At 62.3% G+C, this 22,854-nt stretch carries 18 protein-coding genes; 7 read left to right on the top strand and 11 right to left on the bottom strand.

The window, feature by feature from the left end; all coding sequences use genetic code 11:
- The first annotated feature begins 46 nt into the window (after positions 1-46).
- Positions 47-2,725, top strand: a complete 2,679-nt coding sequence (gene mdeB / locus HX807_RS28925) for an alpha-ketoglutarate dehydrogenase (RefSeq protein ID WP_177051878.1) — start codon at positions 47-49, stop codon at positions 2,723-2,725.
- Between the two features lie 124 nt (positions 2,726-2,849).
- Here the strand turns inward: mdeB and HX807_RS28920 are convergent, their stop codons facing one another.
- Together HX807_RS28920 and HX807_RS28915 are read right to left on the bottom strand one after the other, a co-directional pair.
- Complete coding sequence (locus HX807_RS28920) at positions 2,850-3,338, bottom strand: DUF1289 domain-containing protein (RefSeq protein ID WP_003208512.1); 489 nt, start codon at positions 3,336-3,338, stop codon at positions 2,850-2,852.
- Positions 3,339-3,390: 52 nt separating this feature from the next.
- The gene (locus HX807_RS28915; RefSeq protein WP_008432895.1) at positions 3,391-4,641 is read right to left on the bottom strand and encodes a ribonucleotide-diphosphate reductase subunit beta; all 1,251 of its coding nucleotides are present in this window, start codon (positions 4,639-4,641) and stop codon (positions 3,391-3,393) included.
- Positions 4,642-4,974: 333 nt separating this feature from the next.
- Between HX807_RS28915 and fae the strand changes: the two genes are divergently transcribed.
- The 4 genes from fae to HX807_RS28895 all read left to right on the top strand — a co-directional run bounded on the left by fae (position 4,975) and on the right by HX807_RS28895 (position 9,510).
- Positions 4,975-5,487, top strand: a complete 513-nt coding sequence (fae, locus tag HX807_RS28910; RefSeq protein WP_003212394.1) for a formaldehyde-activating enzyme — start codon at positions 4,975-4,977, stop codon at positions 5,485-5,487.
- A 10-nt stretch (positions 5,488-5,497) separates the two neighbouring features.
- Positions 5,498-6,532: an aldo/keto reductase gene (locus tag HX807_RS28905; RefSeq protein WP_102606526.1), complete on the top strand. Its 1,035-nt coding sequence runs from the start codon at positions 5,498-5,500 to the stop codon at positions 6,530-6,532.
- Positions 6,529-7,962, top strand: a complete 1,434-nt coding sequence (locus HX807_RS28900; protein WP_177051876.1) for an NAD-dependent succinate-semialdehyde dehydrogenase — start codon at positions 6,529-6,531, stop codon at positions 7,960-7,962. The genes HX807_RS28905 and HX807_RS28900 overlap by 4 nt, the downstream gene beginning before the upstream one ends.
- Before the next feature lie 174 nt (positions 7,963-8,136).
- Entirely contained in the window at positions 8,137-9,510 is a 1,374-nt protein-coding gene (locus HX807_RS28895) for an MFS transporter (RefSeq protein WP_177051875.1), read from the top strand.
- Here the strand turns inward: HX807_RS28895 and HX807_RS28890 are convergent.
- The 8 genes from HX807_RS28890 to HX807_RS28855 all read right to left on the bottom strand — a co-directional run bounded on the left by HX807_RS28890 (position 9,457) and on the right by HX807_RS28855 (position 19,399).
- Positions 9,457-10,332 carry a LysR substrate-binding domain-containing protein gene (locus tag HX807_RS28890; RefSeq protein ID WP_008432889.1) on the bottom strand — a complete coding sequence of 292 codons (876 nt, stop codon included), beginning with the start codon at positions 10,330-10,332 and terminating at the stop codon, positions 9,457-9,459. The two genes, HX807_RS28895 and HX807_RS28890, sit on opposite strands and share 54 nt — an antisense overlap.
- A 144-nt stretch (positions 10,333-10,476) precedes the next feature.
- Positions 10,477-11,646, bottom strand: coding sequence for a hypothetical protein (locus HX807_RS28885; protein WP_177051873.1), 1,170 nt, complete (start codon positions 11,644-11,646; stop codon positions 10,477-10,479).
- 84 nt (positions 11,647-11,730) lie between these two features.
- Positions 11,731-13,368, bottom strand: a complete 1,638-nt coding sequence (locus HX807_RS28880; protein WP_177051871.1) for an ABC transporter ATP-binding protein — start codon at positions 13,366-13,368, stop codon at positions 11,731-11,733.
- 2 nt (positions 13,369-13,370) lie between these two features.
- Positions 13,371-14,207 (bottom strand): ABC transporter permease, encoded by an 837-nt coding sequence (locus HX807_RS28875; protein ID WP_003218574.1) that lies wholly within the window; start codon positions 14,205-14,207, stop codon positions 13,371-13,373.
- Positions 14,204-15,157 (bottom strand): ABC transporter permease, encoded by a 954-nt coding sequence (locus HX807_RS28870; protein ID WP_102369228.1) that lies wholly within the window; start codon positions 15,155-15,157, stop codon positions 14,204-14,206. Before HX807_RS28870 ends, HX807_RS28875 begins: the two co-directional genes overlap by 4 nt.
- Before the next feature lie 68 nt (positions 15,158-15,225).
- On the bottom strand, positions 15,226-16,851 hold the full coding sequence (locus tag HX807_RS28865; protein ID WP_177051869.1) for an ABC transporter substrate-binding protein: 1,626 nt from the start codon (positions 16,849-16,851) through the stop codon (positions 15,226-15,228).
- A gap of 389 nt (positions 16,852-17,240) precedes the next feature.
- Positions 17,241-18,467, bottom strand: coding sequence for a Xaa-Pro peptidase family protein (locus HX807_RS28860; RefSeq protein WP_177051867.1), 1,227 nt, complete (start codon positions 18,465-18,467; stop codon positions 17,241-17,243).
- Positions 18,468-18,517: 50 nt separating this feature from the next.
- Positions 18,518-19,399, bottom strand: a complete 882-nt coding sequence (locus HX807_RS28855) for a hypothetical protein (protein WP_008432881.1) — start codon at positions 19,397-19,399, stop codon at positions 18,518-18,520.
- Positions 19,400-19,513: 114 nt separating this feature from the next.
- Here HX807_RS28855 and HX807_RS28850 point away from each other — a divergent pair, with 114 nt between their 5' ends.
- On the top strand, positions 19,514-20,428 hold the full coding sequence (locus HX807_RS28850) for a LysR family transcriptional regulator (protein ID WP_177051865.1): 915 nt from the start codon (positions 19,514-19,516) through the stop codon (positions 20,426-20,428).
- On the opposite strand, the gene HX807_RS28845 is transcribed toward HX807_RS28850, so the two are convergent.
- Positions 20,366-21,598 carry an MFS transporter gene (locus HX807_RS28845; protein ID WP_102606013.1) on the bottom strand — a complete coding sequence of 411 codons (1,233 nt, stop codon included), beginning with the start codon at positions 21,596-21,598 and terminating at the stop codon, positions 20,366-20,368. The two genes, HX807_RS28850 and HX807_RS28845, sit on opposite strands and share 63 nt — an antisense overlap.
- A 280-nt stretch (positions 21,599-21,878) precedes the next feature.
- Between HX807_RS28845 and HX807_RS28840 the strand changes: the two genes are divergently transcribed.
- On the top strand, positions 21,879-22,808 hold the full coding sequence (locus HX807_RS28840; protein WP_032899060.1) for a LysR substrate-binding domain-containing protein: 930 nt from the start codon (positions 21,879-21,881) through the stop codon (positions 22,806-22,808).
- Positions 22,809-22,854: the final 46 nt, after the last annotated feature.

The raw sequence follows: 22,854 nt of genomic DNA, 5'->3' as shown, positions 1-22,854 counted from the left end.
ATCCCTTGGCACCGACATAAACTGGAAAAAAAGCCCGGAGGTGCCCATGAACGGTTTCGCGAGTGCAGTGAGTCAGACAGCGATGGACCAGGAAGAACTGGCCGAATGGCGCGATGCCCTGGCCTCCCTGGTGGCCAACGCCGGCGCGGCGCGCGCACGGGAGATCCTCGACATGCTGGCGGATGCCGGCGGCGCGCCGCACATCGCCTGGAAACCCCGGCATGGCACGCCCTACATCAATAGCATCGCCGTGGAGCAGCAACCGCCGTTTCCCGGCGACCTGGCCACCGAAGAACGCTTGGCCTCAGTGGTGCGCTGGAACGCCCTGGCCATGGTAGTGCGCGCCAACCAGGCCTATGGCGAACTGGGCGGGCATATCGCCAGCTACGCCAGCGCGGCGGATTTGTTCGAGGTGGGCTTCAACCACTTTTTCCGTGCCCGCAACGACAGTTTTGGCGGCGACCTGGTGTTCTACCAGCCACATTCCGCCCCCGGCATCTATGCTCGCGCCTTCCTTGAAGGGCGCCTGAGCGAGGCCGACCTGGCCCACTATCGCCAGGAAATCGGTGCCGGCAAGGCGGGCGCCCGAGGTTTGTCCAGCTATCCCCATCCGTGGTTGATGCCGGACTTTTGGCAATTTCCCACCGGGTCCATGGGCATTGGCCCCATCAGCTCGATTTTCCAGGCGCGGTTCATGCGCTACCTGCAACACCGCGGCTTGCAGGACACCACCGACCGCCACGTATGGGGCGTATTCGGCGACGGCGAGATGGACGAACCGGAAAGCATGTCGGCGCTGACCCTGGCCGCCCGTGAAGGCCTGGACAACCTGACCTGGGTGGTCAACTGCAACCTGCAACGGCTCGACGGCCCGGTGCGTGGCAACGGGCGAATTATCGACGAGCTGGAGGCGTTGTTCGCCGGTGCCGGCTGGAACGTGATCAAGCTGGTCTGGGGCTCGGATTGGGACGCCTTGCTGGCCAAGGACGCCGACGGCTCGCTGGTACGCACCTTGTCGCAGACGGTGGACGGACAGTTCCAGACCTTCGCCGCCAAGGACGGCGCCTACAACCGCGAACATTTCTTCGGCCAGAGCGAGGCGCTGTCCAAACTGGTCGAGGGCCTGAGCGACGAGCAGATCGACCGGCTCAAGCGTGGCGGCCATGACATGGTCAAGATCCACGCGGCCTATCACGCGGCGCGCCGGGTCGCCGGCAAACCCACGGTGATCCTGGCCCAGACCAAAAAGGGCTTTGGCATGGGCGAGGCCGGGCAGGGCAAGATGACCACCCACCAGCAGAAGAAGCTCGACCGCGAGGCCTTGATCGCCTTCCGCAATCGCTTCCAGTTGCCGCTGTCGGATGAACAGGCCGAATCCCTGAGCTTCTACAAGCCCGCTGAAGGCAGCCTCGAAATGCGGTACTTGCACCAACGCCGCGCCATCCTCGGTGGGTATGTGCCGAGCCGTGGCCAGCAGGCACCCACCGTAAGTGTCCCGCCGGTGTCGGGCTACGGCGCGTTTGCCACCCAGGCGGAGGGCAAGGAAATGTCCACCACCATGGCCTTTGTGCGCATGCTGACCAATCTGCTCAAGGACAAGGCCCTCGGCCCGCGCATCGTGCCCATCGTCGCCGACGAAGCGCGCACCTTCGGCATGGCCAACCTGTTCAAGCAGATCGGCATCTATTCCAGCGTCGGCCAGCGCTACGAGCCCGAAGACATCGGCTCGATCCTCAGCTACCGCGAAGCCACCGACGGGCAGATCCTTGAAGAAGGCATCAGCGAAGCCAGCGCCATCAGTTCCTGGGTCGCGGCCGCCACCAGTTATTCGGTGCATGGCCTGCGGATGCTGCCGTTTTACATCTACTACTCGATGTTCGGTTTCCAGCGCGTGGGGGACCTGATCTGGGCCGCCGCCGACCAGCGTGCCCGAGGTTTCCTGCTGGGCGCCACTGCCGGGCGCACCACCCTGGGTGGCGAAGGCTTGCAGCACCAGGACGGCAGCAGCCACCTGATGGCCGCCACCGTGCCCAATTGCCGCGCCTACGACCCGGCGTTTGCCGGCGAGTTTGCGGTGATCCTCGACCATGGCATGCGCCAGATGCTGGAGCACGATGTGGACGAGTTCTACTACGTGACCCTGATGAACGAAAACTACCCGCAGCCGAGCCTGCCGGAAGGCGTCGAAGCGGCGATCATCAAAGGCATGTACCGGCTGAGCGGGCAGCCTGGCGGCAAGGTCCGGTTGCTCGGCTCCGGCACGCTGGTGCGCGAAGCCCAGGCAGCGGCGCAATTGTTGGCGGAGGATTGGCAGGTTGACGCTGAAGTGTTCAGTGTCACCAGCTTCAGCGAACTGGCCCGGGACGCCCGTGACGTGGAACGCTGGAACCGCCTGCATCCGCAACAGCCGGCGCGGCGCAGCCACCTGGCGGAGTGTTTGCCCAAGGGCGCGCCGGTGGTGGCGGTATCTGACTATGTAAGGGCGGTGCCGCAGATGATTGGGTCGTACGTGGATTCGGCTTACACCGTGCTGGGGACGGATGGCTTTGGTCGCAGCGATACCCGGGCGGCGTTGCGGGATTTCTTCGAGGTGGACCGCCATCACATCGTGCTGGCGGCGCTGACGGCGTTAGTGGAGCAGGGGAGTCTGGACAGGCAGGTTTGCCAGCAGGCGATAAAGCGTTATGGGGTGCAGACCGATCGCGAGCCGTCCTGGACCTCCTGAGCGACAAAGATCTAAATGTGGGAGCGGGCTTGCTCGCGAATGCGGTGTGTCAGTCAATATATCCGGCAACTGATACACCGCTTTCGCGAGCAAGCCCGCTCCCACACTGGTTCTGTGTGGTTGTCTAAATACTGGCTATCAACGGCGCCCCAAACGATTCCCGCAGAAACCCCGGCGCGATATACCGCTCGTAATGCGCCTCGGACAACAGGAAAAACTCCCGGTCAATCGCATCCCGCAAATCTGCCAGATTGCGCTCGCGAAACTCCGGCAACAGCGCCAACCCATACGCATCCAGCTTCGAAATCACCCGCGCGCCCCGGGCAATCAACTGGTATGCCCAGCAATACGGCGACTGGTGGGGCACAAAGCGGATCTTGCGGTCTTCCAGTTGCTGGCGCAGGCGCTGCGGGTCCAGGACCTGCAGCTTGCTGGTCATCACCTGCACCAGCAGTTGTTCCAGGCGCAGCCACACCGCCTGTTTCTCCTCGGCGTTGTAGCCGTTCCACTGAATCACCTCATGGTGATAGCGCTTGCAGCCCCGGCATACCAGGTCTCCGTAAACGGTGGAGCACAGGCCGACGCAGGGTGTCTTGATGGTTTGATTGGGCATAAAAAAACATCGACAGGTGAAACAACACGGCCCCCGAAGGGGCCGCTTTAAATCAATCCCAGCTCAGCGCGCCGCCAGTCTGGTACTCGATCACACGGGTCTCGAAGAAGTTCTTCTCTTTCTTCAAGTCCATGATCTCGCTCATCCACGGGAACGGGTTAGTCGTCCCTGGATACTCTTCCTTCAACCCAATCTGCGACAGACGACGGTTAGCGATGAACTTGAGGTAATCCTCCATCATCGCCGCGTTCATGCCGAGTACGCCGCGCGGCATAGTATCGCGAGCGTATTCAATCTCCAGCTGAGTCCCTTGCAGGATCATCTGGGTCGCTTCTTCCTTCATCTCGGCATCCCACAAGTGCGGGTTTTCGATTTTGATCTGGTTGATCACATCGATACCGAAGTTCAGGTGCATCGACTCATCCCGCAGGATGTACTGGAACTGCTCGGCCACCCCGGTCATTTTGTTCCGACGGCCCATGGACAAAATCTGGGTGAAGCCGCAGTAGAAGAAGATACCTTCCAGTACGCAGTAGTACGCCACCAGGTTGCGCAGCAGCTCTTTATCAGTCTCAACGGTGCCGGTTTCGAACTTCGGATCGGAGATCGAACGGGTGTACTTCAAGCCCCAGGCAGCCTTTTTGGCGACCGATGGAATCTCGTGGTACATGTTGAAGATCTCGCCTTCATCCATGGCCAGCGATTCGATGCAGTACTGGTAGGCGTGGGTGTGGATCGCTTCTTCGAAGGCCTGGCGCAGGATGTACTGGCGGCACTCCGGGTTGGTGATCAGGCGGTACACGGCCAATACCAGGTTGTTGGCGACCAACGAATCCGCAGTGGAGAAGAAGCCGAGGTTGCGCATCACGATGCGACGCTCGTCGTCGGTCAGGCCTTCCGGGTTTTTCCACAGGGCGATGTCGGCGGTCATGTTGACCTCTTGCGGCATCCAGTGGTTGGCGCAGCCGTCGAGGTACTTCTGCCAGGCCCAGTCGTACTTGAAAGGTACGAGTTGGTTGAGGTCGGCGCGGCAGTTGATCATGCGCTTTTCGTCAACGGCGACGCGGGCGGCGGAGCCTTCGAGTTCGGCGAGGCCTTCGGCGACGTCGAGCTTGTCGAGGGCGGCCTTGGCCCGGATGATCGCGGCGGAGTCGCTGGCGGTCACGTTGCGGGCTTCAAGGGCGGCGGCAGCGCCGGCACCGTCGAGGCGGTCCATGTTGGCTTCGGTGGCGTGGCCGGCGTTGGCGCCCCGGATGACTACGTCACCGGTGTCTGGTTGATCTGCTTCATCCCAACTCAGCATTGAATTGCTCCTTCGTGGTCCGTCTGACGGCGTGGGCTTCGATTCACCCAGCGTGTTCAAAAATGTGCGTTTTGCAGGCTTCAAGGCATTGAAATACTGCGCATAGTGTGGTCGGTGTTCAGCGTTCTTGCACACTATGTAGTGGTTGTCTGTGTTTGTGGGCACACTATATGGGGTGTAACAACGATGGTCAACGCACAAGACCAGGCCGATGGTCGCAGGGCCATGACTAAAACTCACAGCCCCATGACTTTTAATGGTTACGGCCGCTACCCGGGCCAGTGCTAAAAATTCGCCAACCAGCTCCCCATAACAAAAAAGAGCGTTTGCGAAATGAAAGCACTTGATCTGTACATCGGCGAAGGCTTCGAAGGCCCAGGCGTCAATGCTGCCCACATCAACATCCTCATCGGCCCGCGCAACGGTCCGGCCGGCCAGGCGTTTGCCAACAGTTTGGCGTCGCCAAGCCAGGGCCATTGCCCGTTCATGGTGATTGCCCAGCCGAACATCCCGGTCAAACCCATGACCCTCTACGTCAACAAGGCCGCCATCGGCAGCGACCTGCACGGCAATGCCACCTGGGGCGCGTCCCAGGCCGGGATCGCCAAGGCGGTGCTCGAAGCCCTGCTCGACGGCACCCTGCCGCCGGAAGCCGAGGACGAGTGGGCGATTGTCACCGCCAACTGGGTCAACCCGGCCTGCGACGACCTGGATGCGGTCTACCTCAACAACTACAACGCCTGCCGCACTGCGATCCGCGCCGCCCTCACAGGCTTGCCGCACACCGCGCAACTGGCGGATGTGGTCAACCACATCAGCAACCCTTTCTACACGCCAAAAGCCTGAGGACATTCCCATGCAATACATCCGTTTGGGCAACTCCGGCCTGCAAGTCTCGCGCCTGTGCCTGGGCACCATGAACATGGGCACCCCGGACTGGAAACCGTGGATCTTCGACGAGAAACAAAGCGAACCCATCGTTGCCCATGCCCTGGCCAACGGTGTCAACTTCATCGACCTGGCGGACTTCTATTCCGCAGGCGTCGGCGAGGAAGTGGTCGGGCGCATCCTCAAGCGCGTTGCGCGCCGTGAAGACATCGTGGTCACCACCAAGGTCGGCTACGGCACCCGCAGCGGCATCAATGCCAGCGGCCATTCGCGCAAGCACATCATGGACAGCATCGACGCCTCCCTGAGCCGCCTTGGCATGGATTACGTCGACGTGTTCATGCTGCATTACTTCGACGTGAACACCCCGGTGGAAGAAACCATGGGCGCCCTCAACGACATCGTGCGTTCCGGCAAGGCGCGCTACATCGGCGTGTCGACCATGCTCACCGGGCAACTGGCAAAAATCCTCATGGCCTGCGAGCGCAACGGCTGGGTCAAGCCGATCAACATGCAGCTGCAACTGAACTGCGCCTACCGCGAGGAAGAGCGCGAGATGATCCCGTTCTGCCGCGACCAGGGCCTGGGCGTGTCGGTGTTCAGCCCGCTGGCCCGTGGCTTGCTCACCGGCGAAGTGCAGTCGACCCGCAACCAGACCGACTTCTTCACCCAGCAGATGTACAGCGACCAGGCGTCGTTCGACATCGCCCACTCGGTGCAACGTGTGGCCCGTGCCCGTGGCGTGTCCAACGCACAGATTGCCCAGGCCTGGGTGGCCAATCATCCGGGTGTGGACGTGATGCTGGTGGGCGCCGACACCACCGCACAATTTGATAGCGCGCTTGCAGCCCTCGACACCCAACTGGATGCCGAAGAACTGCACGAGCTGGAACGCAACTACACGCCGTGCGATGTGATCAACGACTACACCGCCGGCAAACGCATCTTGCGCAGCGCCCGTCCGGGCCTGGACCGTTTTAACCTGATAGAGGCCGTGGCATGAACCCGCTGATTCGCACAGGCAATTTCATTGATGGCCAATGGTCCAGCGGTGGGCCGGTCTACCCGGTGCGCAACCCGGCCAATGGTGCGCAGATCGCCGAAGTACAACGCGCCGGTGCTGAAGAAACCAACCTAGCCATTGCCGCCGCCAACCGCGCGTTGCCGGCCTGGCGCAAGCTCACCGCCAAGGAGCGCAGCCAGCGCCTCAAGCGCTGGAGCGAGTTGATGCTGAGCAACCAGAAGGACCTGGCCCACCTGCTCAGCCTGGAACAGGGCAAGCCGCTGGCCGAAGCCATGGGCGAAGTGGTCTACGCCGCGAGCTTCCTCGAATGGTTTGCCGAAGAAGCCAAGCGTGCCTATGGCGACGTGATCCCGAGCCACAAGGCCGACGCCCGCATCATCGTGACCAAGGAAGCCATCGGCGTGGTCGCAGCGATCACCCCATGGAATTTCCCCCTGGCCATGGTCACCCGCAAGGTTGGCCCGGCGCTGGCGGCGGGGTGCACGATGATTCTCAAACCGTCGGAAGAAACCCCGCTGTCGGCCTTTGCCCTGGCGGTGTTGGCAGAACAGGCCGGGATTCCGGCGGGCGTGTTCAACATCGTGTCCGGCGATGCCGTGGCCATCGGTGGCGCACTGCAAGCCTCCAGCATTGTGCGCAAGCTGTCCTTCACCGGCTCCACCCGCACCGGCAAGCTGCTGATGCGCCAGGCCGCCGACACCCTGAAAAAAGTCTCCCTGGAACTGGGCGGCAACGCACCCTTTATCGTGTTTGACGATGCCGACCTGGACGCTGCCGTCAAAGGCGCCATGGCTTCCAAGTTTCGCAATACCGGGCAGACCTGCGTCTGCGTCAACCGCTTCTTCATCCAGGACGCTGTGTACGATGCGTTCACCCGCAAGCTGGCCGAAGCAGTCTCTGCGATGCGCGTCGGCAGCGCCCTGGACGGCGAAACCGAACAAGGCCCGCTGATCAATGCGGCCGCGTTGGCCAAGGTTGAAGCCCACGTCGGCGACGCCCTCGAGAAAGGTGCCAAGCTGCTGTGCGGCGGCCGTCGCCATGCCTTGGGCGGGACGTTCTTCGAACCGACCATCCTCACCGAAGCCCACGGCGAGATGCTCATTGCCCAGGAAGAAACCTTCGGCCCGGTGGCGGCCTGCTTCCGCTTCAAGGACGAAGCCGAAGTGCTGCAACGGGCGAATGACACGCCGTTTGGGTTGTCCGCCTACTTCTACAGCCGCGACATCGGCCGCGTATGGCGTATGGCCGAAGGCCTGGAAGCGGGCATGGTCGGGATCAACGAAGGGATCATCTCCACCGAAGTCGCACCGTTTGGCGGGATCAAGGAGTCGGGCCTGGGCCGTGAAGGTTCCAGGTACGGCCTGGAGGATTACCTGGAGATCAAATACCTGTTGATGGGCGGTCTCTGACCCCACTCTCCCAAACAACACCGATCCAATGTGGGAGCGGGCTTGCTCGCGAAAGCGGTGGGCCTGCCACCACATGCATTGACTGACACACCGCCTTCGCGAGCAAGCCCGCTCCCACAGGGAAATGGGCTTGCCCGCTGTTACTCCGTCAAGAACAAAAATATGGAGAACACCATGTCCACTCAACCCATCAAAATCGACGACCTGCCCATCGGTCGCTTCCACCTTAAAATCGCCGGCCTGACCTTCGGCGCCCACTTCACCGACGGCTACATCCTCGGCCTGATCGGCATTGCCTTCACCTTGCTCAGCCCACAGATGCAACTGGACGCCTTCTGGCAAGGCCTGATCGGCGCCTCGGCCCTGATCGGCCTGTTTATGGGCAGCCTGTTCTTTGGCTGGATCTCCGACACCCTCGGCCGGCAGAAAATCTTCCTGGTCAGCTTCGTCCTGATCACCGTTGCCTCGGTGATGCAGTTTTACGCCGAAACCGCCATGGGGCTGTTCCTCTGTCGGGTGTTGATCGGTATCGGCCTGGGCGGCGACTTCAGCGTCGGCCACGCGATGCTTGCCGAGTTCTCACCCAGGAAACATCGCGGGGTACTGCTGGGCTCCTTCAGCGTGGTGTGGACGGTTGGTTACGTGGCCGCGACCTTTGTCGGCACCGCCATGCTCAGCCTCGGCGATGATGCCTGGCGCTGGATGCTCGCATCGTCGGCAATTCCTGCCGGGCTGATCCTGATCGCGCGCATCGGCACGCCCGAATCGCCGCGCTGGCTGATCAACCAGGGCCGGATTGCCGAGGCCCGAGCCATCGTCAAGAAACACCTCGGCGAACACGTGGTCCTCGATGAAGAACCGTCGAGGCAAACCCGTTCCGGCTACGGCGTGCTGTTCAGCCGTGAATACCGCAAGCGCACCGCGTTCAACTGCCTGTTCTTCGTGTGCATCGTGATGCCGTACTTCGCCATCTACACCTTCCTGCCGTCTATCCTGCAGAAGATGGGCCTGGCCGAAGGTTTTGGCACCGCGCTGATGCTCAACCTGCTGCTGATCATCGGCGCCTTGATCGGCATCTGGTGCACCGTGAAATTCTCCCGGCGGGGCTTTCTGATCAACTCGTTCATCATCCTGGCGGCGGCGCTGTTTCTGCTGGCGGTATTGCCGGGCAGCATGGCGTGGTTGATGGTGCTGACGTTCGGCGTGTTCACCCTGGTGCTGTCGGCGGTGAGCAACCTGGTGGGCGTATTCCCGGCGGAGAGCTTCCCGACCGAAGTGCGGGCCAGCGGCATCGGCCTTGCCACAGCCGTCAGCCGCCTGGGTTCGGCGGTGAGTACCTTCCTGTTGCCGGTGAGCGTAGCGGGGATCGGCCTGAGCCCGACCATGGGCATCCTCGCCGCGATCCTGGTGCTGGGCGCGATCATCTCCTGGGCCTGGGCGCCGGAAACCAAGGCGTTGACGTTGAGCCAGGCGTGCAAGGCCGAGCCTGCGGTGTCAGGGATTGCTCACCCGGTTCAACCACTGCGTAAACAACCGAACCTTGGATAAACCCTGCTTGTCACTTGCCACATCCAGCCAATAGCCATACGGGCCGATCACCTCCACCGGGGTGATCGGCAGCAGGCTGCCATTCGCCAGTTCACGCTCGATCATCTGCCGGTCGATCACCGCCAACCCACCGCCGGCCAGGGCGGTGTGGATCACCTGGTCCAGGGTGCTGAATTCCAGGCCCTGGCCTGCATCGATATCTTCCCGGCCCATGGCCGCCAGCCAGTTCTCCCAAACCTTCAAGCGCTTACCATCGTGCAGGATGTGCAGCAGCGGAAAGCGCCGCAGGTCGGGCGGCTGACCGTCGCTGAACAGTTCCGGGCTGGCGACGGCGATGTGGCGTTCCATCACCAACAGTTCACTGCTGCACTGCGTGGCCGCTTCCAGGCCGAAGCGGACCTGGCAGTCGATTTCCGCCAGGCTCGCGTGGGTGTTCTGGTGGGTGACGCTGAGGTTGATGTCCGGGTAACGCTCGCAAAACCGGCGCAGGTGGGCGGACAGCCAGCGGGTGGCCCAGGTGGGTGGCGCGACGATGCGCAGGCGCTGGCGCAGGTTGGGCACGCGCACGGCGTGCAGGGCGCGCTCGATATGGTCGAAGGCGTCGCTCAGGTGCGGGGAGAGGGCGAAGCCGGCTTCGGTCAGGGACAGGCCCTGGGGCGTGCGGATGAAGAGGGCGACGCCGAGGTAGTCTTCCAGTTGTTTGATCTGGCGGCTGACGGCGCCCTGGGTGACGTTGAGGCCCACGGCGGCCTGGCTGAAGCTGCGGTGGCGGGCGACTTCTTCGAAGACACGGAGCATGTTGAGGGAGGGCAGTTGGCGCATGAAATGGATTCCACACCTGTTGTTTTTATGGGTGTTTTTGGCGGCCTCTTCGCGAGCAAGCCCGCTCCCACATTTGATCGGCGCCGCGGTCAAAATGTGGGAGCGGGCTTGCTCGCGAAGGCGTCAGTGAAGACGCCGCCTATTTTAGAAGTAGTACCCAATGTTCATATACAACTGATTCTCCCACTGGTTACTCCCCCCAGCCCCCAGGCTCTCGGTATAGCTGCTCCCGCCAATATACGGGTCGTTCTTGCCGATCAACCACTCCGTGGCCACCCACAGTTTACTCACCGAAAACGACGTGCCCAGGATCACCCGCTGTGAGGTCTTGAACTGATCCTCGGACTTGTCAAACGCGCTGTAGTTGGCATACAGCTTCACACCGCTGACCTGGTCAAACAGGTACTTGCCGGCCACGTCGTAGCTCAAATCCGCCACATACAGATTGCCGCGGCTGGCCACGTTGAACGTGCCGTCATACCCGCCCAGGGTCACCACGCTGTCGGTGCCCGGGTTGCGCGGCGACATCTGCTGGCGTGCCGCCTGCAATTGCACGCCCCACGGGCCGTTCTTGCCCAGGTAGTGGATCGCCACCGCATTGCGTCGGCCATCGTCGTTGGTGTCCTTGTTCTCCAGGGTGGAGGTCAGGCCGGACAGCCCGACTTCCGATTTCCACCCGCCCAGGTCCATGGCCTTGGCCACCCGCACCACCACGGTATTGCGTTCCTGGTTGTTGCTGCCGTCGCCCACGTAGCTGTCGGCCTCGGAGATCACGCTGGAGTAGGTCACGCCCTTGCTCGTGCCTTTGCCTTGCCACGCCGGGCGCAGGTAGTAACCGGCCTGGATGTTCCAGTCGCCGCTTTGCTGGATGTACTTGGCGCCCACCTGCTGCACATCTTCCAGGCCGATCACGTTGCCCAGGGTTTCGTAGAAGGTGCTGCCGAAGTACGGCTGCAAGCCAAACGGCACGGTGTTCAAACCCACTTGCACCTGTTGGTCGGGGTTGAACTTGTAGCCCACCCAGGCGAACTTGGCGAACTGGATATCGCCGTAGTTCTTGGTGTACTGGTACGGGTAGGAGCGCCCGTAGAAACGGTACTGCGCCTCGCCGATCCAGGTGTCGGAGTTGTACTTGGCGCTGAGGTACGCGGTGTCGAGGCCGAACTTCTGGATGTCGCGATCCGGGTCGTAGTCCCAACGGGCGCGCACGGCGCCGCCGAGGTCGAGGTTGTCGGTGACTTGAATGGCCATGGCCGGTGCCGCAAGGGCGCCAAGCACAGGGACCAGAGCGATGTAACGGAAGGTTGGTCGCATGGTTTTGCTCTCGTTATTGGTTATTTTTTGGCAACAGCAGCCCCTTGCCGCAACGAACGCTGCGACGCGGGGTAAAGGGTTGACTCAGTGCGCTTGCGGGCGAATCAGCCGCAACGGCGGGCCTGCCGTGGGCAGCTCCGAGGCGCCGGGGGCGGCGGCCAGCAAGGTCTGGGTGTAAGTGTTCTGAGGTCGCAGCAACACTTGCTCGGCAGTGCCGTATTCCACGACTTCGCCCTGGCGCATCACCGCGATGTAGTCGCTGATCTGCGCCGCCACCCGCAGGTCGTGGGTGATGAACAGGATGCTCAGGTTCAGGCGCTGCTGCAGTTCGGCCAGCAGTTCCAGCACCTGTTTCTGCACCGAGACATCCAGGGCTGACACGCTCTCATCGGCGATCAACACTTCCGGGCGCATCGCCAGGGCGCGGGCGATGCCGATGCGCTGGCGCTGGCCGCCGGAGAACTGCCGGGGCTTGCGCTTGAGGGCGTCGCGCTTGAGGCCCACCTGTTCCAGCAAATCACCGGCTTCAGCCCACGCATCCTTGGCCGACAACCCGCGCAATTGCGCGGCGCGGGCGATGATGTCGCCCACCCGGTGCCGAGGATTGAGCGAGCCATACGGGTCCTGGAAAATCATCTGGATGCGCCGACGATTCGCCGCCAGCGCCGAGCCGCGCAGGGCCAGGAAGTCGGTGTCACCGACCCATACGTGGCCGCTGTCGCTGTCCACCAGGCGGATCGCGGCTTTCACCAACGTGCTTTTGCCCGAACCGGACTCGCCGACAATCGCCAGGGTCTTGCCCCGTGGCAGTTGCAGCGAGACATTGCGCAAGGCCGCCACCGAGCTGCCGCCGACGGTGTAGGTCTTGGTCAGGTGCTCGATGCGCAATGCCAGCTCGCCGTCGGCACTCGGCTTGTGCAGCTCCGGGTGCAGCGCCGGCACGGCCGCAATCAGCTTGCGGGTGTAGGCGTGGGCCGGGGCATTCAGCACCTGGTCGCGCTCGCCGATTTCCACCAGCCGGCCGCCTTCCATCACCGCGATACGGTCGGCAATCTGCGCCACCACGCCGAAGTCATGGGTGATAAACAGAATGCCGTGTTGCCCGCGGCCGCGCAGCTCGCGCACCAGCTTCAGCACTTGCGCCTGGGTGGTCACGTCCAGCGCCGTGGTGGGTTCGTCGGCGATCAGCAGGTCCGGGTTCATCGCCAGCGCCATGGCAATCACCACTCGCTGGCACTGGCCGCCAGACAATTGGTGCGCAAAGCTGTTGGCGATGCGTGGCGGGTCCGGTAGTTGGGTGGATTCCAGCAGCGCCAACATGCGCTCGCGACGCTCCGCCGCCGGCATCTGCGGTGCGTGAATATCGAAGATCTCTTCCACTTGCTTGCCAATGCGAATCGCCGGGTTCAGCGCCGCCATGGGCTCCTGGAAAATCATCGCAATACGGTTGCCCCGCAGCTGGCGCAAACGCTCCTCGTCGAGGGTGCAAATGTCATCGCCGAGGAAGTCGATCACGCCTTCGGTATGCCGCAAACCCTTGGCGTAGTCGCCCATGATCGCCGCCGACAGCACGGACTTGCCGGAGCCGGACTCGCCGATCACGCAGAGGATTTCGCCCTTGCGCACCTCCAGGCTGATGCCTTGCACCGCGTGGCTGCGGTCGGCGCCGGCGGGCAATTCGATGGACAGGTTCTGCACCCGCAGTACTTGCGTGTGGTTCATGCTCAACTCCTTGCGCCTTTCTGGGCGTGTTCATCCAGGCCGTCCGCCAACAGGCTCAGGCCCAGCATCAGGGTGGAGATGGCGATGCACGGGAAGATCACCAGGTGCGGGAAGGCGATGGCCATGGCGCGGCCGTCATTGATCATGCCGCCCCAGTCCGGTGTGGGCGGCGGCAGCCCGAGTCCCAGGAAGCCGAGGGCGCCGATCATGATCGCGGTGTAGCCGATGCGCAGGCAGAAATCGACAATCAGCGGCCCGCCGCAGTTGGGCAGGATTTCCACCAGCATGATCCGCAGCGAGCCTTCGCCCTGGGTGATGGCGCTGAGCACGTAGTCTCGCGAGCGGATGTCGATGGTCAGGGCGCGCATGATCCGGAAGATCGCCGGTGCGCTGGTGAAGGTCACCGCAATCAGGATATTCAGCGCCGAAGCACCGAGGGCGATGATGATCACGATGTACAACACCAGCACCGGGAACGACAGCACCGTGTCGGCCACATACGACAGCACGCTGTCGACCCAGCCGTTGAAGTAGCCGGCGCACAGGCCCATGGCGATGCCCACGGCAAACGCGGTGAGCGTGGCGAGGATCGACCAGAACAGCACGGTGCGGGTGCCCCAGATCAGCCGCGAGAGAATGTCGCGGCCAATCATGTCGGTGCCCAGCAGGAAGCTCTGGCCGTTGTCGCCGACGGTCATTGGCGTCAGTAAGGGCGTGAAGCTTTCCAGCGGATCATGGGGCGCGATCCACGGTGCGAACAGCGCGATCACCACCCAGCCGCCCACCAGCAGCAGGCCGAGCAATGCCAAGGGATGTTTGAACGAGTGCAGCAGGTTCATTGGGCACCTCCGCCGAGGCTGCGCAGGGTGATGCGCGGGTTGAGCCAGGTGTAGGCCAGGTCCGAGAAGATCTTGGTGATGCCCACCACCACGGCACTGACCATCGCGCAGGCTTCGATCAGGTACACGTCATGGTTCAGCGAGGCGGTGTACAGCAGCGAGCCGAAGCCCTTGTAGGCGAAGAACACCTCCACCACGATCACGTTCGACAGCAGCCACGGGATGTACAGCATGATCACCGTGACCGGCGCGATCAGCACATTGCGCAGGGCATGCCGCAGCACAATGCGTGAGGTCGACGCCCCCTTGAGCCGCGCCGTGCGGATGTACGGCGCCTGCATCACTTCCACCATCGAGGCCCGGGTGATGCGCGCCAGGTAACCGATGCCGAACAGGCACAGCACCATCAGTGGCAGCACCAATTGCACGACGCTGAAGCCTTCGCTCATGCTGCTCACACCGGGCAGCCAGTTAAGCCAGAACACAAAGATCGCGGAGACGAAAACCGCGCTGGCGAAGTCGGGAATCGAGGTGGTGACGATCGACAGGAACGACACCAGGCGGTCCAGCGCCGAGCCCTGGCGAATCCCGGCCAGAACGCCGAGGGTCAACGCCACCGGCACCATCACCAGCAAGGCCAGGCCGGCCAGGGTCAGGGTTTGCGCAAGGTTCGGCAGCAGCAGCTTGATCACTGATTCGCGAAAGTACACCGAGGTGCCCCAGTCGCCGCTGACAAAGTCCTTGAGCCACACCAGGTAGCGCCACACAAAGGGTTGGTTATAGCCATGTTCCACCAGCCACGCGGCGCGCTGGTCGGCGGCGGAGTAGGGGCCGAGGACGTTGATCGCCACGTCTTCGATATTCAGTTCCAGGGCCAGGAACACGATCAATGACACCGACAGCAGGGTCGCCACCAGCGCCAATAACTTGCGCATCAGAAAATGAGCCATGGGTGCATGCTCCGACTGTTCAAGGGATGCCTGCCCGTGTGCGGGCAGGGAGGAGGGCGTGCGCTAAATCAAGCGCTCATCCACACACTGTCCATCGGGTAGAAGTCGGAAGGGTGCACCTGGAAGCCCTGGACCTTTTTGCTCACGGCGGTGAACTTGTCGCCCCAGAACGGCTGCACGATCACGCAGGCGTCCTGCAGGATGCGTTCGACATTTTCCATCGCCACGGCGCGCTGTTTCGGGTCGATGATGCCCATGGCCTTGTCCAGCGCGGCATCGAACGCCGGGTCGCTGTAATGGCTTTCGTTCCAGGCGCCACCGCCGCGGTAGGCCAGTTCCAGGGACATTACGCCCAGCGGGCGGTGGGCCCAGTAGGTCAGGCTGAAGGCGGCCTTGTCCCAGATCGGCCAGTACTGTGCAGCAGGGATCACCTTGAGGTTGATGCGGATCCCGGCTTCCAGGCAGTTCTGTTGCAGGATCTGCGCGCAGTCCTGTTCATAGCGGCCCTGGGTGTTGCCGACGATCAGGTCAATGTCGATGCCGTTGGGGAAGCCGGCTTCGGCCAGCAGCTTCTTGGCCGCCGCCACGTCGCGGTTGCGTTTGGGCAGCGGGAAATATTCGGGGTGGGAAGGCGCCACATGATGGTCTTCGCCGAGGGTGCCCATGCCGCGATAGGCGATCTTCAGCATCTGCGCGTTGTCGGCGCACAGCACCACCGCCTTGCGGATGCGCAGGTCGGTGAACGGTTTCTGGTCGCAGGCCATGCGCATCACCACGGTTTGCGCCGACTTGCAGGTCAGCAACTGGGCCCCGGGCAAGCGCTTGGCCAGGTCCAGTTCAGCCACCGTCACGCGGTACAGCACGTCGACTTGCCCGGCTTGCAGGGCGGCGAGGTGGGTGGACACGTCGGTGCCCATGTCGATGTAGCGCAACTCGTCAAGGTTGGCTGGTTTGCCCCAGTAGTCGGCGCGCTTGGCGAAGGTCGCCTGCTTGTTCACGGCGAATGAAACCAGCTTGAACGGCCCGGTGCCCAGCGGGTTTTTCGCCCAGTCGTCACCGGCCTTGAAGCTGCGGTGCACGATGGCGCAGGTGAAGGCGTTGAGCATCTCCGGGATCGCCAGGATCGGCCGCTTGAGCACCAGGCGGAACTGGAACTCGCTGACTTTTTCGAAGGCCTTGATGTCCTGGAACGCGGTGCGGTTCACCGACTTGGAATCGGCGGCGATCCAGCGTTCGATATTGTGCTGCACGTCGTCGACGTTGAAGGTGTCGCCGTTGCTCCACTTCACGTTCTGGCGCAGGTTGAAGGTCCACGTGGCGAGGTCTTCCGACGGGTTCCAGCTCTCGGCGAGGTAAGGGTGGGTGATGTTGTCGGCGTCGACCCAGGTCAGGTATTCCACCGAGTTGCGCAGCAGGTTCGAGGCTTCGATCCAGGTGATCAGCATCGGGTCCTGGATTTCCTGGATCGCGCAGGCAAACCGCAGGCTTCCGCCCTGGCGTGGCTCGGCGGCCTGGGCGTCATTGCCCAGCAGTGCGGAACCGAGAAAGGTGCTGGCACTGGCGACGGTGATGCCCAGCAGCGCGGCCGTGCGCAGGAATTGGCGACGGTTGATTTCGCCGCTTTGCACTTGGGCACACAGATCATTTACGGCTGGATGCGGCGCGGCGCCGTCCAGGGTAGTCAACTCTTTCATAAGCCTCTCCGGTACTTGCGAATATGCGTTTTTTTGTTGAACCGCAAGGGTCAATGGCAAGCGCCGCGAAGGCGCGACCGTGACCGCTGTGAAGCCGGCAGAAGAACAAGGCGCAACGAAGTCGGGAGGGTGGCAATGGGACAGGACATAGGGCAGCTCTCATGTTGTTTTTATTAGAGATGCCCGCAGTTTTGTCATTTGCGCAAAGATCGACAAACGACAAATTCTGCGTTGGAACGTTCTATAAACGCATGTTACATGTCGCTCCCCACCGACTGATCGTTCCCACGCTCTGTGTGGGAATGCCGCCCCGGACGTTCCGCGCCCCCTCTGCGAAACGGTGACGCAGAGCGTCACGGGATGCATTCCCACGCAGAGCGTGGGAACGATCAGTACCTCAACAAGCGCGGGTCGAACGGGTAGTCGGAGAGCAACTCGATGCCGTGTTCGTGGATGTAGATCTGCTCTTCGAGCTTGACCCCTTCGCCGCCGTCGTCGTGGCCGATGTAGCTTTCCACGCAGATGGTCATGCCGGCTTCGAACACACCGTCGTAGCCCAGGGCATCAATGTCTTCGCGATGCACCACGTAGGGGTATTCACCGGTCATGCCAACCCCGTGCACCAGGGCGAAGTAACGGTTGTTTTTGTAATGCTCGGGAATCTTCCAGGCCAGTTCCGCGTACTCCTTGAAACTGCGCCCGGCCTTGAGCATTTCCATGTTGGTCTGCACTTGCTCGTAGGCCAGTTTGTACAGCTCCTGCTGCTTGGCGGTGGCGGCTTGTTCACCGCACAGGAAGGTCCGCGAGAAGTCGGCGTAGTAGCCGAAACGCCCGACCACGTCAGTGTCCAGCGCTACCAGGTCGCCGGCTTCGATGGGCCGGGTGCTGCACTCCTGGAACCACGGGTTGGTGCGTGGGCCGGAGGACAGCAGGCGGGTCTCGACGTAATCACCGTCGGTGGCGATCACGTGCTGGTGCAGGTGCGACCACAGCTCGTTCTCGCTGATGCCGGGGGTGAGTTTGCCTTCCATCAGGCGCACCCCGGCTTCAGTGGCACGCAGGCTGGCGCGGATCATCTTGAGTTCGTTCGGCACCTTGATGCAGCGCGCACGTTCCAGCGGTTCCTGGGCATCGAAAATCTGGTAACCGAGCTTTTGCAGTTCGAAGGCCGCAGCGGAGGTGGCGCTTTCAATGGCGATGCGTTTGCCGCCGCCGCATTTGCGCACCAGCTCATCGATTTCCGCGGCCCAGTCGGCGGTGACATTGCCCAGGAAACTTTCGCAGAAGTAATAGGAGATGGCTTTGGCCGGGCGCACTTCATCGACGGTGTTGAGGGTTTCGGCCAGGTGCAGGCAGCCGCCGAACTCGAACACCACCACCGGGCCTTCTGCCGGGATAAACGCATAGCGGGCCGGGTTGCGCGCCGAGTACACCTGCATGTTGCGTGAGCCGGTGGCGTAGCGCATGTGGGTAGGGTCGAACAGTACGCAGGCGGCGTAGTCGCGTTTTTTCAGCTCGTTGCGTACCCGTTGCAAACGGTCCAACTGGATCTGCTGGATCTCGTCATGGGTAGGTTCGCAGTCAGCGGGGTTGCGGTTGGGGCCGGACAGACTCATGGGGTGTTCCTCGCAGGGCACATACGGTTTCAAGGTTTTTTAGGTGTGAATCAGTCGAGCAACTGGTCGCTGCGGACCAGGTTGCGTTCGGCTTGCAGATGGGCTTCGGACAGGCGTCCGTAAAGCTGCTTGGTGCGCTGGGCACGGCCAATGATTCCGGGCTTTTCGGAGTAGGCGAAGATCGCCGTGTTGCGCTCGGTGGCGCCTTCCACGCGGGTCACCCGGTGCACCGAAAAACGCCCTTTGAATATCTGCAAATCGCCGGGATTCAGCTCCAGTTCCTGCACCCGCGAACGGTCTTCGCCACGCACCACCTTGCCGACGGCGCCGAGGTTCTCCTGGGTGCGCGAGCGAATCATCGGCGCGTACTCGAACAGGCCGCCGGCCTCGGGCTTCTGGGTCATCATGCTGACGATGAATTCGTTGGTATCGAAGTGCCAGGGCTGCTCGGTGCCGTCCGGCATCACGTTGATCACCAGCCCGGCGAACGGGTCGGCGTACTCGAAGATTTCCGGCTCATTCAGGCAGGCACCGATAAAGCGTTTCATCATCGGCGACACGTACAGCCGGTGGATGATCGCGTCCGGGGCGATCATGTCGCGGGTCACAAAGCCGCTGGTGCGCTCCATGAACGTGCGGCGCGGGTCATCGTGGGGCAGGGAGGTGTCGTCCTCGGTGAAGTAGGCGTTGACCTTGCGCACCGAATAAAACGTCTTGCCCGACAGCGCCAAACCTTCCAGGCGCGCCTGCTCAAGCGCTGCGGGGCGCAGGAAGTTCTTCAGCAGGCAGCAGCCGTCTTCGGCCAGTTCGGCCCGGGCGTGTTCGATCAGGGCCTGTAATTGAACATGGCCCGAATCATGTATGGGATACAGCTCGGTATTAATAATGTCGCTGATATCGCCCACTTCAGCGTCAGCAAGTTGAAGGCTCATGCAAGACTCCCGGAACTATCAGTTGGTGTTTTTTGGCTGACCCGATAGTTGCTGAACGAGGTGCAAAGTGGAAATTACAAGTTGTGATCGAATCCATCGGCGAGGGCGATAGTTATGTCGGGCGAACTGGATGGCACCCTGCTTAAAGTGTTTGTGGCAATTATCGAGTGCCAGGGGTTTTCGGCGGCCGCCGAGCGCCTGCACAAGACCCAATCCACCGTCAGCCAGAGCCTGCAACGCCTGGAAGACATCGTCGGCACGCCACTGATCCGCCGTACCAGCCGCTCGGTGGGCCTGACCCCTGGTGGCGAAACCTTTTTGATCTACGCCCGGCAGATCCTCAAGCTGCACAGCGAGGCCGTCAGCGCCGCGCAATTGCCCAATCAACAGGTGTGTATCCACCTCGGCATGCCCGAGGACTACGCCGAGTATTGCCTGGGCGGGATGCTCAAGGACTTCCAGGCGCAGTTCGCCCAGGTACGGCCCGATGTGTGCTGCGAGATGTCGACGGCCCTGGTGGGGCGCCTGCAACGGGGCGAACTGGACCTGGTGCTGGGGGTGGAACACGCAGGTTTGCAGAGCGGGGAATACCTGTGCGACGAGCCGTTGGTGTGGGTCGCGGCGCCCAGCTGGAGTTGCGTGGGGCGTCAGTCGGTGCCGTTGGCGGTGTACGCCGAGGGCTGCGCGTTCCGTGCGAACGCCGTGCAGGCGCTGGCCCAGTCCGGGCGCTCGTGGCAGGTGGTTTACACCAGCCAAAGCCCGCGCGGCATTGCGATTGCGATCGAGCAGGGCTTGTCGGTGGGCGTGATGGCGCGGCGCCTGGTGCCACCCGACTGGCAGATTCTGGACGAGCGCCAGGGCTTCCCGCCGATTGCCCCGGCGCGCCTGATGTTCTGGCGTTCAGCCGGTTGCCAGGTGCCGGAAGTGGATGCCCTGGTGGAGATTCTGCGCCGGCAACTGGGCCACTCAGGGCATCTGGGCGGCCAGCGCTTCGCGGGTGTGTCGCTGGGCCATGCGCTTGAGCAATAACAGGCTGGCCAACACCCAGGCCGCGATCCAGCCGTGCACCACCGCAAATTCGCCAGTGACTTGCAGCAGCCAGCCGCACAAGGCATTGCCGGTGGCACTCGCCAGGCCGTAGCTGACCATGCTCAGGCTCACCACTTGCAGGCTGTGCACCGGGCTGAGCCGGGCCCCGACGTAGGCGGCCATCAAGCCCCAACACGGGAAATAGAACAGCGCGAACAGCCCGGCCGCCAGCCAGCTCAGTACCAGGCTCGGGTGCCCGAGCAAGCCGAGCATGCTCAGACCAAACGCGCCGATACTCAGGGCCATCACCCGCAACGCCCCCCAACGATCTGCCAGCGTGCCCAGCAGCAAGCCGCCGATCACACCGCCGATCCCGATCAGCGTCCACATCGAGCCGGTGACGGAAGCGCTGGCCTGTAGCTGCTCGCTGACGAACGCCGACAGGAAATTCAGAAACGGCCCGCTGATGGCGCCGATAAACGCGCTGAGCAAGACGATCTGCATTGCCACCGGTTGTGCCACGCACAACTTCAGCCATTGGCGCAGCACTTGATTCAGCGCCGGCGCCATGGTCTCGCGTGGTGTCGGTTGCTTGATCGGGGCCAGTGCCCACAGGGTCAACAGCGTGACAACCAGCGTCAACCCGGCGCAGATCAGCCAGAACTGGCGCAAGGACAAGCCCTGCAACAGCGCGATCAACAGCCCGTTCAAGCACAGCGCAAAGGCTGAGCCCGAGGACGCCAGCCCCAGCACCCGGCTGCGATGTGTAGTCGGGATCACCTCTTGAGCGAGGGCCGAAATCGCGTTCCAGTTCGACACCGCGCACGCCGACACCAGTGCCAGGCACAGGGCAAACGGCAGCACCCACGGCGTGGCGACGGCCAGGGCCAGCAGGGCGGGGCTGAGGACGATGGTCAGGCGCACCATATTGCGCGGGCTGATCCACGCCGCCGCCAGGCCGCTGGCAATCGAGGCGCCCATGTAGAACAGCTGCAACAGCGCGGCAATCAACGCGGCCTGGCTGTAACTGAGCTCAAAGGCCAGGCGGATCTGCGGCAACAGCGCCGAATACAGGAACACACTGAAACCGTGGGTGGTGGCGTTGCAGGCGGTAAACACCAGTGCCAGCAAGCCAATACTTCGCCGGGATGAAACGGGTGCGTTGGACATGGCGATGACTCGATAAGTTAATCGCGAAAGAGAGGGGCGAAGTTACAGGAAGTACATTGGCAGACTAGCGTTTATAGCCTGGCGACGACCAATGCTTAATTGTCTTAGTGTGCATGCGTTATACGCAGGCTATTTATTCGTGAGCGACGGTCTGTAGCGATAAACGACACTTTCAGCGGTTGTGACGATTAATTGTTTGTCAGGCTGGGGTGCTACCGCTGACCCAATACAAAAAGGTATGTTGTGCAGGTTATTTCCCCTGTGCTCCCGAGTGTCGTCCATGAAACGCAAAATGCCCGGTCTCAACGCCCTCAAAGCTTTCGAAGTCGCCGGCAGTACCGGCAGTTTTACCCGGGCCGCCGAGCTGTTGAACGTCACGCAGAGTGCGGTCAGCCGCCAGGTGCGCCAGCTTGAAGAACAGTTGGGCGAGGCCCTGCTGGAGCGTCGTCACCATCACCTGGAATTGACCAGTGCCGGGCGGGTATTGCTGCGGGCGTTGCACCAGTCGTTCGACAAGATCGAGCTGACGGTGCGCAGTATCCAGCAGAAGTCCCATGCCAATCGGTTGCACATCAATGCGCCGCCGACGTTTACCAATCGTTGGTTGATGCCGCGGTTGGGGCGCTTGCGCGAGCAGCATCCGGAGTTGGAGTTGAGCATTACCACGCGGTTGCAGGACAGCCTGGCGGAGACCAGTACGCTGGATTGTGCGATTCGGTTTGGCGATGGGGAATGGGATGGGTTGGACAGCTCGTTGTTGATTCAGGAGCGGCATATCGCGGTGTGTGCGCCGTCGTTGTATGCCCGGGAGTGGAGTGACGGGATTGATCTGAATCGCATGACGCTGCTGCATGTGCTGGCGCGGGAGGATCAGCGGTATCTGACGTGGAAGCATTGGCTGGATGCGGCGCGGATCAGTGGGGTTGATATCGAGGGGGGGTATGAGTTTGACCTGCTGGATTTGGCGATTCGGGCGGCGATCGATGGGTTGGGGATTACCATTGCGGATTGGCATATGGTCGCTTCGGAGTTGGCCAGTGGGCAGTTGACGCAGGTGCTGAATGTGCATGTGGAGGGGCATCAGTCGTATTGGCTGGTGACCCGGCCGGAGCAGACGGATACGCCGCAGTTGCAGGTGTTTGCGCAGTGGTTGCAGGAGGAGATTTGGTTGGCTCAGCGGCAGTTGGAACCTTCTTTGGCGGCTGTTTGATTCGGTGTACATATCCGTTATTTAGGTAACGGCGACTTATGGTTCC

Source organism: Pseudomonas sp. D8002, assembly GCF_013385695.1.
In the GTDB taxonomy this organism is placed as follows: Bacteria; Pseudomonadota; Gammaproteobacteria; order Pseudomonadales; family Pseudomonadaceae; genus Aquipseudomonas.
The sequence above is the reverse complement of the archived record's forward strand: the minus strand, read 5'-3'. Positions and strand labels throughout refer to the sequence as shown.

What these genes read in the sequence shown, in the direction of transcription:
- HX807_RS28855 (WP_008432881.1), bottom strand. Translation starts at nt 19,399, where the DNA reads ATGAGCCTTCAACTTGCTGACGCTGAAGTGGGCGATATCAGCGACATT.
- HX807_RS28850 (WP_177051865.1), top strand. Translation starts at nt 19,514, where the DNA reads ATGTCGGGCGAACTGGATGGCACCCTGCTTAAAGTGTTTGTGGCAATT.
- HX807_RS28900 (WP_177051876.1), top strand. Translation starts at nt 6,529, where the DNA reads ATGAACCCGCTGATTCGCACAGGCAATTTCATTGATGGCCAATGGTCC.
- HX807_RS28890 (WP_008432889.1), bottom strand. Translation starts at nt 10,332, where the DNA reads ATGCGCCAACTGCCCTCCCTCAACATGCTCCGTGTCTTCGAAGAAGTC.
- mdeB (WP_177051878.1), top strand. Translation starts at nt 47, where the DNA reads ATGAACGGTTTCGCGAGTGCAGTGAGTCAGACAGCGATGGACCAGGAA.
- HX807_RS28920 (WP_003208512.1), bottom strand. Translation starts at nt 3,338, where the DNA reads ATGCCCAATCAAACCATCAAGACACCCTGCGTCGGCCTGTGCTCCACC.
- HX807_RS28905 (WP_102606526.1), top strand. Translation starts at nt 5,498, where the DNA reads ATGCAATACATCCGTTTGGGCAACTCCGGCCTGCAAGTCTCGCGCCTG.
- HX807_RS28885 (WP_177051873.1), bottom strand. Translation starts at nt 11,646, where the DNA reads ATGCGACCAACCTTCCGTTACATCGCTCTGGTCCCTGTGCTTGGCGCC.
- HX807_RS28870 (WP_102369228.1), bottom strand. Translation starts at nt 15,157, where the DNA reads ATGGCTCATTTTCTGATGCGCAAGTTATTGGCGCTGGTGGCGACCCTG.
- HX807_RS28895 (WP_177051875.1), top strand. Translation starts at nt 8,137, where the DNA reads ATGTCCACTCAACCCATCAAAATCGACGACCTGCCCATCGGTCGCTTC.
- HX807_RS28845 (WP_102606013.1), bottom strand. Translation starts at nt 21,598, where the DNA reads ATGTCCAACGCACCCGTTTCATCCCGGCGAAGTATTGGCTTGCTGGCA.
- HX807_RS28915 (WP_008432895.1), bottom strand. Translation starts at nt 4,641, where the DNA reads ATGCTGAGTTGGGATGAAGCAGATCAACCAGACACCGGTGACGTAGTC.
- HX807_RS28875 (WP_003218574.1), bottom strand. Translation starts at nt 14,207, where the DNA reads ATGAACCTGCTGCACTCGTTCAAACATCCCTTGGCATTGCTCGGCCTG.
- fae (WP_003212394.1), top strand. Translation starts at nt 4,975, where the DNA reads ATGAAAGCACTTGATCTGTACATCGGCGAAGGCTTCGAAGGCCCAGGC.
- HX807_RS28860 (WP_177051867.1), bottom strand. Translation starts at nt 18,467, where the DNA reads ATGAGTCTGTCCGGCCCCAACCGCAACCCCGCTGACTGCGAACCTACC.
- HX807_RS28865 (WP_177051869.1), bottom strand. Translation starts at nt 16,851, where the DNA reads ATGAAAGAGTTGACTACCCTGGACGGCGCCGCGCCGCATCCAGCCGTA.
- HX807_RS28840 (WP_032899060.1), top strand. Translation starts at nt 21,879, where the DNA reads ATGAAACGCAAAATGCCCGGTCTCAACGCCCTCAAAGCTTTCGAAGTC.
- HX807_RS28880 (WP_177051871.1), bottom strand. Translation starts at nt 13,368, where the DNA reads ATGAACCACACGCAAGTACTGCGGGTGCAGAACCTGTCCATCGAATTG.